This window comes from Streptomyces viridiviolaceus (assembly GCF_014650995.1).
GTDB classification, from domain to species: Bacteria; Actinomycetota; Actinomycetes; order Streptomycetales; family Streptomycetaceae; genus Streptomyces; species Streptomyces viridiviolaceus.
The window spans coordinates 18,929-31,233 of the sequence record NZ_BMWA01000018.1 but is presented as its reverse complement, the minus strand read 5'-3'; the positions used below and the strand labels follow the sequence as shown (position 1 = coordinate 31,233).

Annotated in this window: 11 protein-coding genes and 1 pseudogene; 6 read left to right on the top strand and 6 right to left on the bottom strand. The window is 71.3% G+C overall.

The features are described from left to right. Positions 1-4: 4 nt before the first annotated feature. Complete coding sequence (locus IE260_RS25470) at positions 5-1,360, bottom strand: lysine N(6)-hydroxylase/L-ornithine N(5)-oxygenase family protein (protein WP_189875758.1); 1,356 nt, start codon at positions 1,358-1,360, stop codon at positions 5-7. A 256-nt stretch (positions 1,361-1,616) separates the two neighbouring features. On the opposite strand from IE260_RS25470, the gene IE260_RS25465 reads away from it, so the two are divergent. Further along, positions 1,617-2,567 (top strand): methionyl-tRNA formyltransferase, encoded by a 951-nt coding sequence (locus IE260_RS25465; RefSeq protein ID WP_189875756.1) that lies wholly within the window; start codon positions 1,617-1,619, stop codon positions 2,565-2,567. A gap of 294 nt (positions 2,568-2,861) precedes the next feature. Here the strand turns inward: IE260_RS25465 and IE260_RS25460 are convergent, their stop codons facing one another. Continuing rightward, a complete protein-coding gene (locus IE260_RS25460; RefSeq protein WP_189875754.1) occupies positions 2,862-3,458 on the bottom strand; it encodes a TetR/AcrR family transcriptional regulator in 597 nt (198 codons plus the stop codon). A gap of 132 nt (positions 3,459-3,590) precedes the next feature. On the opposite strand from IE260_RS25460, the gene IE260_RS25455 reads away from it, so the two are divergent. From IE260_RS25455 to IE260_RS25440, 4 genes are all read left to right on the top strand, one after another. After that, positions 3,591-5,156, top strand: coding sequence for a class I adenylate-forming enzyme family protein (locus IE260_RS25455; RefSeq protein WP_189875752.1), 1,566 nt, complete (start codon positions 3,591-3,593; stop codon positions 5,154-5,156). Positions 5,157-5,183: 27 nt separating this feature from the next. Continuing rightward, on the top strand, positions 5,184-6,377 hold the full coding sequence (locus IE260_RS25450; RefSeq protein WP_189875750.1) for an acyl-CoA dehydrogenase family protein: 1,194 nt from the start codon (positions 5,184-5,186) through the stop codon (positions 6,375-6,377). A gap of 32 nt (positions 6,378-6,409) precedes the next feature. Next, positions 6,410-6,946 (top strand): hypothetical protein, encoded by a 537-nt coding sequence (locus IE260_RS25445; RefSeq protein ID WP_189875748.1) that lies wholly within the window; start codon positions 6,410-6,412, stop codon positions 6,944-6,946. Between the two features lie 101 nt (positions 6,947-7,047). After that, positions 7,048-8,088 carry a LacI family DNA-binding transcriptional regulator gene (locus IE260_RS25440; RefSeq protein ID WP_189875746.1) on the top strand — a complete coding sequence of 347 codons (1,041 nt, stop codon included), beginning with the start codon at positions 7,048-7,050 and terminating at the stop codon, positions 8,086-8,088. A gap of 57 nt (positions 8,089-8,145) precedes the next feature. Here the strand turns inward: IE260_RS25440 and IE260_RS25435 are convergent, their stop codons facing one another. The 3 genes and pseudogenes from IE260_RS25435 to IE260_RS25425 form a co-directional block, all read right to left on the bottom strand. Continuing rightward, on the bottom strand, positions 8,146-8,844 hold the full coding sequence (locus IE260_RS25435; protein ID WP_373303407.1) for a sulfite exporter TauE/SafE family protein: 699 nt from the start codon (positions 8,842-8,844) through the stop codon (positions 8,146-8,148). Between the two features lie 8 nt (positions 8,845-8,852). Continuing rightward, a pseudogene (locus IE260_RS25430) lies at positions 8,853-9,581 on the bottom strand (amidohydrolase family protein); the annotation flags it as partial. 55 nt (positions 9,582-9,636) lie between these two features. After that, complete coding sequence (locus tag IE260_RS25425) at positions 9,637-10,851, bottom strand: RNA-guided endonuclease InsQ/TnpB family protein (protein ID WP_189875742.1); 1,215 nt, start codon at positions 10,849-10,851, stop codon at positions 9,637-9,639. A gap of 51 nt (positions 10,852-10,902) precedes the next feature. Here IE260_RS25425 and tnpA point away from each other — a divergent pair, with 51 nt between their 5' ends. Next, the gene (tnpA, locus tag IE260_RS25420; protein WP_189875740.1) at positions 10,903-11,331 is read left to right on the top strand and encodes an IS200/IS605 family transposase; all 429 of its coding nucleotides are present in this window, start codon (positions 10,903-10,905) and stop codon (positions 11,329-11,331) included. A gap of 208 nt (positions 11,332-11,539) precedes the next feature. Here the strand turns inward: tnpA and IE260_RS25415 are convergent, their stop codons facing one another. After that, the gene (locus tag IE260_RS25415) at positions 11,540-12,268 is read right to left on the bottom strand and encodes a hypothetical protein (protein ID WP_229881232.1); all 729 of its coding nucleotides are present in this window, start codon (positions 12,266-12,268) and stop codon (positions 11,540-11,542) included. Positions 12,269-12,305 lie beyond the last annotated feature (37 nt).

Genomic DNA, 12,305 nt, shown 5'->3' with positions numbered 1-12,305 from the left:
GGGCCTAACGGGCAGTGCTGCCGGTTCCGTCCGCGACCGTCCGGGCCTCGTCGGAGGCGGGCTTCAGGCCCCGGTCGAGCAGCGAGTCCAGGATCTCGCCGACCCTGATGGCGGTGTTGGACAGCAGGGACGACGTGATGCCGTGCGTGTGCTCCGTGCCGCCCTGCAGGTAGATGCCGCAGCGCAGATGGGAGTCCGTCGCGATGCGGTAGTCGCGCTCGACGCGGACGCGGCCCTCGTCGTCGCGCAGGCAGCGGTCCGCGACCTCGCCGAGCAGACCGGTCGGGTCGGCGGGGCTGTAGCCGGTGGCGAAGACCACGACGTCGGCGTCCAGGAGGGTCTCCTCGCCGGTGACGAGGGACGTGACGGCGGCCCGGACCTTGTCCGGCGTTTCCTTGACGCCGGTGAGCCGGGAGACGTTGAGGAAGCGCAGGCGCTCGGTGCCGAGGACCTTCTCCTGGTACATCTGCCGGTACAGGTCGTCGATCAGGTCGATGTCCACCACGGAGTAGTTGGTGTTGCCGTGGTAGTCCATCAGCCTGCGCTTGACGTCCTCCGGCGCGGTGAAGAACTCGCCGACGGCCTCGGGATCGAAGATCCGGTTGGCGAAGCTGCTGTCGTCGGCGGGGCTGTAGCCGTAACGGGAGAAGACGGCGCAGACCTCGGCCCGCGGGAAGCGCCTGTGGAGGTAGGCGACGTTCTCCGCGGCGCTCTGTCCCGCGCCCACGACGATGAACCGGGACGGCGCCCCGGAGCTCAACCCGTCGACCTTCGCCAGCAGTTCGGAGTTGTGCCAGACACGGTCGGTGCGCTCCACGCCCTCCGGCATGAGGGGACGCAGACCGGTGCCGATGACGAGGTTGCGCGCCCGGTGGACCGCGAGCCCCTCCCCCGACCGGACCGTCACGTCCAGATGCTCCACGGCACCGTCGCGAACGACAGGCATGACACCGACGACCTCGTGGCCGTAGGAGACCAGGTCGTCGACCTTGTCGGCGGCCCACTCGAAGTAGTCGTGGAACTCCACCCGCAGCGGGAAGAGGTTCTTGTGGTTGATGAAGTCGATCAGCCGCCCCTTGCTCTGGAGGTAGCAGAGGAAGCTGTACTCGCTGGCGGGGTTCCGGAGCGTCACCAGGTCTTTGAGGAAGGACACCTGCATGGTCGCGTCGTCGATGAGCATGCCCCGGTGCCAGCCGAAGCGGGGCTGCTGCTCGAAGAAGTGAGCCGTGATCACTTCCCCCCGGCCGGCGCGTGCGTTGTGCTCGCTGAGCGCGATCGCCATGGCCACGTTGGACGGCCCGAAGCCGATGCCGATGAGGTCGTGGATCAAAGGGGCGTCGCCGGGACGAGCCTGTGCCATGTCACTCCCATCGTGCGGGCGGCTGCCGTACGGGGGCAGGCAGCCGTTCGTCGGGAAGTACGGACGTCGGGCACGCCGAAGAACCACGGCCCAAAACTTAGGTAAGGCTAAGCTCATAGTGTGGAACTGTCCATGGGCGAAACGGGCAGGACGGGAGCAGCTGAAGGCCAACTGGCCCTTACACACGCGCCGTTGACCACTTAGGTAAGGCTTGCTTTACTGGCCGCGGCCGATTCCTGCCCCGAGGAGGAACCCCATGCGGGTCGTCATGTTCGGTTACCAGACCTGGGGGCACCGCACCCTGCAAGCCCTTCTGGACTCCGAGCACAACGTGGTCCTGGTCGTGACCCACCCCAGGAGCGAGCACGCCTACGAGAAGATCTGGAGCGACTCGGTCGCCGACCTCGCCGCGGAGAACGGCGTACCGGTCGTGATCCGCAACCGCCCTGACGACGAAGAGCTGTTCGCGCGCCTGAAGGAGGCCGACGCGGACATCATCGTGGCCAACAACTGGCGCACCTGGATCCCCCCGCGCATCTTCAGCCTGCCGCGCCACGGCGCGCTGAACGTGCACGACTCGCTGCTGCCGAAGTACGCCGGCTTCTCCCCGCTCATCTGGGCCCTGATCAACGGTGAGCCCGAAGTGGGCGTCACCGCGCACCTGATGAACGACGAGCTCGACGCCGGAGACATCGTCCGGCAGGACGCGGTGCCGGTCGGGCCGACGGACACGGCCACCGACCTCTTCCACAAGACCGTCGCCCTCATCGCCCCGGTCACCATCGGCGCACTCGGCCTCATCGCCTCCGGGCAGACGGAGTTCACCCAGCAGGACCGCTCCCGGGCGAGCTTCTTCCACAAGCGGTCCGTCGAGGACAGCCGCATCGACTGGACGTGGCCGGCACAGGACCTGGAGCGCCTGGTCCGCGCGCAGTCCGAGCCGTACCCCAGCGCCTTCACCTTCCACAAGGGCCGGCGACTGGAGGTCCTCGCGGCCGTCGTCTCCGAGGGGCGGTACGGCGGCACACCCGGCCGCATCTTCTACCGCGAGCGGGACGGCGTGGTGATCGTCGCCGGCGCCGACGCCCGCTCCGGCCGCAACCACGGCCTGGCCATCACGCGCGTACGGACCGAGGACGGCCGGGAGCTGCCCGCGGCCGCGTACTTCACCTCCATGGGCGGCTATCTGACCAACCACCGTTCCTGAGGACTGAGCGCGGTCCGGCGGCACGGATCGTGTGCGTGAACAGCGCGGCCACCTTGCACTGTCCCACGACATGAACAGACCCATCATTACCGTACAGCCTGTTCACGTAGTGCGACAGCCATCGACGGCGGGAGCCGTGGAAGGTGGGACATGACGGCCCCCACGGGCGAGGCCGGCACGTCGGGCGCTCGCACCCACGCGCCTGCCGGCGCCGCCCGTCATGCCGGTCTGCGGGCCGGCCGCCCTGGCCGCCGTCCGGCCGGAGCGGGACGCGCGAGGGCCGAGCCCGGCTGCTCAGGCAGGCGGTTCGAAGCCGCTGGCCCAGTAGCGGCCGTGCATCGCCAGGTCGAGCAGCATGCGCACGACCTCCTCGGCGGGCAGGGACAGGGTCTCCTGTTCCACCCACCAGCGCAGTACGGCGATCTGCTCCCCCACCCAGACCCGCGCGAGCAGCTCGGGGTCGATGCGCGGCTGCACCGCGTTGCGTTCGGCGCGGGCCCGGAACTCCTCCGCCGTCGCCCGCGCGCAGGCGTCCACGAACATCTGGAGAGGCTTGCCGTCGCCCTCGCCGCGCAGGACGATCCGGTACAGGTCACGCTCCTCGCGCGCGTGCCGCAGCATCTCGAGGACCGGCTTGCCCGTGAAGCCGATCGCACTGTCGGCGACCACGGGGGCCAACCGCTCGGCGAGCCCGGCCAGGAGGTCTGCCGTCACGCGGGCGAACAGGTCCTCCTTGTCCCGGAAGTGGGCGTAGAAGGTGGCCCGCGCCACGTCCGCCCGCTCGGTGATGTCCTCCACGGTCAGCGCGGTGAAGCCACGCTCCAGGACCAGTTCGACCAGGGCCGCTCCCAGGGCACGGCGTGACCGTCTCGTCCGTCTGTCCTCCGCCATGGACCCCTCCTCGATCGTCACGTCCGGTGCGCGCCCAGTCTAGAAGACCCTTGACACCCAGCTGGCTAATGAACAGTCTGTCTGTAACTGGCCTCAGTGTTAATTTTCTCTTCTCCTTTCGGAAGTAGCCTCATGAATCTCGGCACCTACCTGTCGCGCAGCGCCCGCTACTGGCCCCAGGCCCCGGCCCTCGTGTGCGGTGACCGTTCCTGGACCTTCGCCGAGCTGGACCGCGCGACCGACCGTCTGGCCTCCGCCCTGTCCGCCCGGGGCCTGCGCCCCGGGGATGCGGTGGCCTCGCTCGCCTGGAACCGCGGCGAGCTGGTGGAGGTGGAATTCGCCCTGTACAAGGCAGGGTTGACGCGCGCCCCGATCAACGCCCGGCTCGGGCGCGGAGAGATCGAGCACATCCTGCGCTACGCCCCCGTACGCGCCCTGGTCTTCGACGCGGCCCACCGCGAGGACGCCCTGGCCGCGATCGCCGCCGCCGGCACGGACTGCCTGCCCGTCCCGCTCGACGTACCGCAGGAGCCGGATGCGCGCGAGATCGCCTACGCCGCGCTGCTGGCCGAGGGCGGCGAGACGCCGTTCCTGGTCGAGGTCGACGAGACGGAGCCCTGCGTCCTCAACTTCACGTCCGGCTCCACCGGGGCGCTGAAGGCCGCGGTGCAGACCGTCGGCAACCGGCTCGCCAACATGCGCAAGCTGCTGATGTCCGACGAGTCCCGGCCCCGCCCGGGCACCCGCTACCTCGCCTGCGGTCCCATCACCCACGCCACCGGAATGGGCCTGCTGGCGGGCGTGTTCGGCGGCTCGACCACGTACGTGCTGCCCGCCTGGAGCCCGCAGGGGTTCCTGGAGACGGTCGAGAGGGAACGCATCACGGCCACCTTCCTCGTGCCCGCCATGGTGAACATGGTGCTCGCCCACCCCGGGGGCGCCGGCCACGACCTGTCCTCCCTGACCAGCGTGCGCGTCGGCGGCGCGCCGATCTCGCCCCGGCGCCTGCGCGACGCGGTCGAGTTCTTCGGCCCCGTGGTCGCCCAGGGCTACGGCCTCGGCGAGACCACCAGCGTGGTCGCGGGCCTGAGCAGCGAGGAGATCGCCCACGCGGTGAAGGAGGACGCCGAACTGCTCCAGTCGTGCGGGAGGGCCACGTACGACACCGAGATACGCGTCGTCGACGAGGCGGGCCGGGAACTCGCCCCGCGCGAGGTCGGCGAGATCATCGTGCGCGGACCCGACTGCGTACGTGAGTACTGGCAGGAGCCGGAGCTGTCGGCCGAGACGTTCCGCGACGGCTGGGTGCACACCGGCGACCTGGCGTGGATGCGGGAGGACGGCTACCTCTTCCTCGTCGACCGCAAGAAGGACATGATCATCTCGGGCGGCTTCAACATCTACTGCACCGAGGTCGAGGCCGCCCTCTACGAGCATCCCGCCGTCCAGGAAGCCTGTGTCGTCGGCGTCCCCGACGAACAGTGGGGCGAGGCCGTCAAGGCCGTCGTCGTCCCGCACGCCGGGGCGGCGGTCACCGCGGACGAGCTGATCACCTTCTGCGCCGGCCGCCTGGACCGCTTCAAGAAGCCGCGCTCGGTCGACTTCGTGACCGAACTCCCTCACAACCGCAACGGCAAGCTCGACCGCAAGGCCGTACGCGAACCGTACTGGGCCGGCACGGCCCGCCGCGTCAACTGACCCCTTTGACCTCACGGAGTTATCGCAGTGACCTTCTCCCTGCACCCCACCTACGACGACCCGCGCACCGCCGAACTGGTCGAGCGCCTGCGTGACTACCTCGACGGCGAGCTCGCCGACTACGAACGCGAGCGCGGCATCACGCCCGCCGGCCGTCTCACCCGCGCCGACCTCGAACCGGTCTGGCGCCGTAGCCGCGAACTCGGCTTCTACGGCATCCACCTGCCCGAGGAGTACGGCGGCCAGAACCTCACCCACCGGCAGCTCGCCGCCCTGAAGGAGGAGGCGGGGGCCAGCGGACGGGTGCTGTCGCACTGCGTCCTGGGCGACATGGGCGGCCCGCTGCGCGCGGGCGACATCCTCAAGCACGCCACCGCACACCAGTTGGACACATACCTGCTGCCGCTGGTCCGCGGCAAGCGCGCCTGCTGCTTCTCGCTCACCGAGACCGACGCCGGCTCCGACGTCCGCTCGATGCGCACCGTCGCCGTACGCGACGGCGACGGCTACCGGCTCACCGGGCACAAGGTCTTCTCCTCCGCCGGCCCGTTCGCCGACTTCGCGATCGTCGTCGCCCGGATGGCCGGCACCGGCGAACAGGAGGGCGACAAGCCGCAGTTCTCCGCCTTCCTCGTGGACCTCGACAGCCCCGGCTGCCGGGTCGAGGACGGGGCGACCCCGATGTCCGGAGAGCACATCGAGAGCGACATCGTCCTGGACGACTGCCACGTCCCCGCCGCCAACCTCCTCGGCGAGGAGGGCAAGGGCATGCGCATCGCACTCGGCCGCGTGACCACCAACCGCCTCCTGCACTGCCCCACCGTCCTGGGCGCCGCCCGCCGAGCCGTCAAGCTGACCCTGGACCGGACCCGGACCCGCCAGGTCGCGGGCGGGCCGCTGCTCATGCTCCAGGCCATCCAGCACAAGGTCGCCGACATGGCCACCGAGCTGTACGCCGCACGCTCCATGACGTACGCCGCGCTCGCGGCCCTGGACGAGGGCCGCGAGGTCCACGCCGAAGCGTTCATGTGCAAGCTGTTCGTCGCCGAGTCCGCCTTCCGCATCCTCGACGAGGCCGTGCAGATCCACGGCAAGGAAGGACTCACCCAGGGCAACGAGATCGAGTACCTGTTCCGCAAGATCCGCATGTTCCGGGTCCTGACCGGAACCTCCGAGATCCAGCGCAACGGCATCGCCAAACTCCTGGCCTTCCAGCACTGAACCGCCCCGCACCGGACGGAAGGCACTCCCCCGTGACCGCCCCGCGCCGGTCCGCCCTCAGCGGCAGACGCATCCCCGGCCTCTGCCGCCTCCTGCCCGGCCCGTACGCCACCTCGATGCCCGCCGGCCTCGGCGCGGACGCCAGGCCGGCGCCCGCCGCTCCCGGCCGTACGGCGGGCGCGTCGCCGCCAGGATCGCTCCGGCTCGTGAGCGTGCGGGCCCGCCGCGGGCGGCGCGGCCGGGCGTTGCCTGCCGCCGTCATGGCCGGACGCCGCCACGATGACCGGACCCACCGCGACGGCCCGGGCTGCCACCCGGCCGACGTCCCGCACCGCCCGGCCCGGCAGCGACACACCCCCCGGCGCCCGCCCCGGTGCGCCCAGCCGCCCGGACCGCCGGGCGGGCCGCGGCAGTCGAGCCGGCAGCGGCACCGCGACCGGCACCGGGAGCAGCTGGAGCGGCCGCAGCACGGTGCGCGGCCACTCGCCGCACCGGACGCCGGTGCCGTGCAGCAGCGAGTCGGCGCTCTCGGCCGGCCGCCCGGCACCGCGGGCGTGCCCGGCCGGTGACTGCCCGGCCGGGACGGGCGGCCCCGGGCCGCGCCGCCGGCCGGCAGGTCGGCGAAGATGGTCGCGTACGCCGTTGCCGCCAGCGAGGAGTGTCCGCGCACATGGTTACCTCCGCCCCCGGCCCGAGGCCGCCGACGATCGCGGACGTCGCACGCGTCGCCGGGGTTTCGCGCACGACCGTGTCGCATGCCCTCAACGGGCTCGGCAAGGTCGATCCCCGGACGCGGGAGCGTGTCAGGCGGGTCGCGGCGGAACTCGGCTACCGCCCCAACCTGCGGGCACAGCGGCTGCGGCGGGGGCAGGCGAAGGCCATCGCGCTCGCTTCCTCCATGCCGTTCGCGGTGGCGGGCGGGCCGTCCCGGCTCGGGTTCTACATGGAGGTCGCGGCGGCCGCCGCGGAGAGCGCCCTGCTGCACGACTACGCGCTCGTGCTCGTACCGCCCGTGCAGTCGGGTTCGGCTCTGTACTCGGTGGACATCGACGGGGCCATCGTGGTGGAGCCGGACATCGAGGACGCGGCGGCGGCCCAGCTGCGCGAGCGGGGACTGCCGTACGTGGCGCTGGGCCGGCCGGTCTCGCCCGGCGAGGACGCCCCGTACGTCGACCTGCGCGGCGGCCTGGTCGCGGAACTGCTGCTCAGGCACCTGCACGAGCAGGGCGCCGTACGGCCGGCGCTGATCGTCGGGGCCGGTTCGCGGCACTCCTCCGTCGACGCGCTCGCCGCCTACGAGCGCCTCGCGCAGGAGCACGGCTGGACGCCGATCGTGGTCAGGATCCCGGAGGCGGGCGGTGAACAGGCGGGGTACGAGCGGTGCGCCGACCTGCTGGCCGAGCATCCCGACGTGGACGCCGTGTGCGCGTTGGTGGACGCCTTCGCGGTGGGCGCGGTCCGGGCGATCCGGGACCGCGGGCGGTCCGTACCGGACGACGTCATGGTCGTCACCCGCTACGACGGGCTGCGCGCCCGCACCTGCGAGCCGCCGCTGACCGCCGTCGACCTGCACCTGGACCGGGCCGCGTCGGACGCGGTGGAGCTGCTGCTGGGGCGGCTGCGCGGGGACACCGCCACGCCGCCGGTGGCCCTGTCCCCGGAGCCGAAGGTGATCGCCCGGGCGTCGTCGCTGCGGACCGCCCGGACCTGAAGCCGGGCCGCCTTCGGCACACGCCGGGACGGCGACCCCGGCGTCGCAGCCCCCGGTTCACACCCCCAGGATCAGAACCAGCCCGGAGGCCAGCGCGAAGACCAGCACGAACAGGCGCATCCGGCCGGCGTCCAGGCGCTGGTGCACCAGGCGGCTCAGCCACGCGCCGGCGGCGATCGCCGGCAGCAGCAGCGCCGCCTGGCCCAGCTCCGCGGCCTGTGCCTTGCCCGCGGCGAACAGCAGTGCCAGGGAGGCGACTTCCCCGATGAGGAAGCAGGCGGCGACGGTGGAACGCAGTTCGGCGGGCGGGCGGTGCTGGTAGACCAGCGCGAGCGGAGGCCCGCCGACACCGGTCGCGGTCTCCGTCAGCCCGGTCACCGCGCCCGCGCCGACATAGGCGGCCCGGCCCGGCGTGAACGCGGGCGCGGCCAGGCTCACGACGGCCGCGAGCACGGTGGCGAGGCCCACGAACACCCCGAGGCTGCGTTCGGGGATCAGCCAGAGCAGCGCCAGCCCGGCCGGGGTGGCGGCGAGCCGCGCCCCGCTGATCCAGCCCGCGCCGCGCAGGTCCAGTGAACTCCGCTCCCGCCAGGCGACGTACAGGTTGAGCGGGATCATCGACGCCAGGACGAAGACCGGCACCAGACGGGGGTCGAGGATCCCGGCCACCGGCGCCACGATCAGCGCGAAGCCGAGCCCGCTGCTGCCCTGGACGAACGCGGCCACGGCCACCGTGACGGCGAGCACCGCCAGCATCTGCAACGTCACTGCGCCGTGCTCCCCGTCCGTGCCCGGTGCAGCGCCCGCGCCGCCGTGGACGTGGGGTGCACCCGGGTGACGTCCGCCCTGCCGACGGCGGCGCGGGCCAGTTCGGCCGCCCGCCGCACCAGCGCGGGCCCGTCCCAGCCGGTCGGCCGGCCCCGCCACATGCGCAGCCGCCCGGCGACGAAGACGGCCGTGATCTGGTCCCGGTTGCCGCGCCGTACGAGTTCCCAGGGCACGTCCCAGCTGAGCGCCAGTTCCGGGGTGCCGGTGTCGACGAGGAGGAAGTCGGCCGCCATGCCGTGGGCGATGGTGCCGGTGCGGGCGCCGAGCCCGACGGCGTCCGCACCGCGGCCGGTGGCGTGCTCCAGCCAGGTGAAGCCGGCACCGCACGAGGAGTCGCCGGTGGCCAGCCCGTACGCCAGTCGCTGGGCGAACTCGGCGGCCTCCGCGAGCCGGAAGCCGTCGCCCCGGGTGCCGTCGGTGCCGAGCCCGAAGCGGATGCCGCGCTCGGCCATGGCGGTCGCCGGCGCGACCGCGTTGCCCTTCCACGCGCTGGCGACGGGGTTGTAGCTGACGGCGGTTCCCGTGTCGGCGAGCAGGGTCAGCTCGTGCGGCGTCAGGAGCGTGGCGTGGGCGGCGAGCAGCTGGGGGCCGAGCGCGCCGACAAGGTGCAGGTGTTCCAGGGGGCGCAGGCCGTGCCGCACCAGGGAGCGTTCGACGCCGGCCGCCGGCGAGGTGCTCGTTGACGTGACTCCTCCCCCGGCTGAAGCCGGGGGCTTCTCGCTATGCCGGGCTGGCGCCGCGACGGACCAGCCCGGCCCGTAGCACGTTCAGAGCGCCCACCGTGTCGGCGTGCGCCTGGTGGTCGCATGCCTGACAGTGGAACTTCTCTTGGGTGGTCCGGTTCTCCGCTGAGACGTGCCCGCATTCGGGGCAGGTCCGGGAGGTGTTGCGGGGGTCCACGGCGATCACTTCCCGTCCGGCGCTTTCAGCCTTGGCGTGCAGGATCGTCAGGAACACCCCCCATCCGGCATCCGAGATCGAGTGGTTGAGTCCGGCCTTCGCCGCCGCCCCGTTGGGCAGGAAGCTGCCCGGCTGTTCGGGGTCGGGCTTGGGCGCGGGGGCCTTGACCATGTTGCGGATCTTGAGGTCTTCGTGCGCGATGAAATCGTGCTCACGGACAAGGTCGAGGGCGGTCTTGTGGGCGTGGTCGAGGCGTTGGCGGCGCACCTTTCGGTGCAGGTCGGCAACGCGCTGGACGGCCCGCTGGTGGTTCTTGGTGCGCTTGTCCCGGCAGACGCGGGGGAAGCGGGCGAGGGCCTGCTGTGCGGCTTCGAGCTTCACAGCGGCCGTGCGGCCGTGGCGCGGGTTGGGAACGAACTCACCGTTGGAGCCGGCGAGGAAGTTGGCTATGCCCATGTCGATACCGACCACGCTGCCCGTCTTGGGCATCGGCTCTGGCTCGGACTGCTCAGCGGTCAGGATGACGTACCAGCGTCGGCCTTCGCGCTTGACGGACACAGTCTTGACCTTGCCGGCCACCGGCCGGTGCTGGTTGACCTTGACGTGCCCGACACCTTGCAGGCGGACTCGGGTGACGGGATCGTGCGGGGTGGAGTCCCAGCGGCAGCCATCGCCGTCCTTGGGAAATTCGACGGTGTCGAACCAGGTTGCGCCCCGGAACCTGGGATATCCCGGCTTGTCCCCGGCCTTCACGCGCCGGAAGAACGCGGCGAACGCCTTGTCTAGGCGGCGAAGCGTGGCCTGCTGCGACGAGAACGACCAGCGTCCTTGCCGCTCGGGGTCGAAGGCGCGGATCTCTTTGAGCTGGGCGGACTGTTGCCCGTACGTGATGCTCGTCCTGGAGGCGTGCCGGTAGGCGTCCCGGCGTTCCTGCAATGCCCCGTTGTAGAGGGAGCAGTGATCGCGCAGCATCTCGCCGAGCGCTGCCGCCTGGCCCACGGTGGGCCGCATGAGGAACTTGTACGAACGGATCATCCGACCCACCCCCTTCCAAGTCGGTTCGCTTGATCATAATACCCTTGGCGTATGTCACCACGCTGGGAACCAAATCCCAATATTCGCACTGGCCGCCACGTCACCTACAACCTGCACGCGCACTTGGTGTTTGTCACCAGGTACCGCAAGGACGTCTTCGATGACGCCATGCTGAAGCGGTGCGAGGAGATCATGCGGGAGGTGTGCGGCAGCTTCGAGACGGAACTACGGGAGTTCAACGGTGAGACCGATCACGTCCACCTGCTCGTGCACTATCCGCCGAAGGTCGCCCTGTCGAAACTGATCAACAGCCTCAAGGGCGTCAGCTCCCGCTACCTGCGCGCCGAGTACACCGGCCGTATCAACCGCATCGGGCTGGGCTCCGTATTCTGGTCCCGCTCCTACTTCGCCGGATCGTGCGGTGGCGCACCACTCAGCATCGTCCGCCAGTACATCGAGGGCCAGAAGCGGCCCACCTGACCGTCGCCGAAGAAGCGCAGCGAACTCCGGCGCTGCGCGCCTCCGCCCCGAGGATGCGTTTCCCTCCCCGGCTGAAGCCGGGGATACCCACGCAAGATCAGGGATGGAACCCAAATCCTGATGTGCGCACTGGCCGTCATGTTGTGTACAACCTGCATGTCCACTTGGTGCTTCACCCCCGCCCTGAAGAGCGGAGCACTACGCCAGATCAGAGGTAGAAGACGACGGTGAACCCGATCGTCGCCATGCCGAGGCCGAGGTCGAGCGGTTCGGCGAAGCCGGGCGTGCCGGGGCGGCCGGTGACGAGGACCGCGCCGACCTTCACCAGGTTGACGTCGACGATGACGATCATGGTGCCGATGACGAGGGCGGGGAAGAACCTGAGAAGCCGGGAGAAGACCGGCAGCACGACGAAGCAGAACACCGCCGTGAGCACCACCGCGCCGGTGGCGGTGCGCAGCCCGTGCTGTTCGGCGATCGCGAGGAACAGGATGAGCGGCGCCCCGCCCGGCAGCATCACGAACGGCAGCCGCGGCCCGAACTTCCACGGCCCGAGCGACTGGATCAGCGATCCCACCCCGGAGAGCACGAAGGCCGCGGAGAGCAGGTCCACGGTGAGGCCGGCGTCGAGTCCGAGGGTGGCGCTCATCAGGAAGATCGCCGAGATGGGCGTGGCGGCCATGACGAGGACGTGCTGGATCCCGAAGAGCAGGATCCGCCCCAGGGGACGCGATTCGTCCACGGGATGGACGCCGGGGCGGCCGCCGCCCCCGGATCCGGGCGGGACGCCGTCCTCCGGGCCGGCCGTCTGCGCCGGGCGGGGGGCGGCGGATGCGGTGGGAACGGCGGCGGGTTCGCCGGCCGGGTGCGTGGCCGCTCCGCGGCCGGGCACGGGCGGCTGGTCGGCGCTGGGGCGACTCTGGCGGGGACTGGACACGTTCGGGCTCCGTTCGGGCGTACGGCACGCTCGGAAT

Bases quoted from the DNA above. Each gene is read 5' to 3' on its own strand.
- IE260_RS25470 (WP_189875758.1), bottom strand. From the start codon at position 1,360: ATGGCACAGGCTCGTCCCGGCGACGCCCCTTTGATCCACGACCTCATC.
- IE260_RS25465 (WP_189875756.1), top strand. From the start codon at position 1,617: ATGCGGGTCGTCATGTTCGGTTACCAGACCTGGGGGCACCGCACCCTG.
- IE260_RS25460 (WP_189875754.1), bottom strand. From the start codon at position 3,458: ATGGCGGAGGACAGACGGACGAGACGGTCACGCCGTGCCCTGGGAGCG.
- IE260_RS25455 (WP_189875752.1), top strand. From the start codon at position 3,591: ATGAATCTCGGCACCTACCTGTCGCGCAGCGCCCGCTACTGGCCCCAG.
- IE260_RS25440 (WP_189875746.1), top strand. From the start codon at position 7,048: ATGGTTACCTCCGCCCCCGGCCCGAGGCCGCCGACGATCGCGGACGTC.
- IE260_RS25435 (WP_373303407.1), bottom strand. From the start codon at position 8,844: ATGCTGGCGGTGCTCGCCGTCACGGTGGCCGTGGCCGCGTTCGTCCAG.
- IE260_RS25425 (WP_189875742.1), bottom strand. From the start codon at position 10,851: ATGATCCGTTCGTACAAGTTCCTCATGCGGCCCACCGTGGGCCAGGCG.
- tnpA (WP_189875740.1), top strand. From the start codon at position 10,903: ATGTCACCACGCTGGGAACCAAATCCCAATATTCGCACTGGCCGCCAC.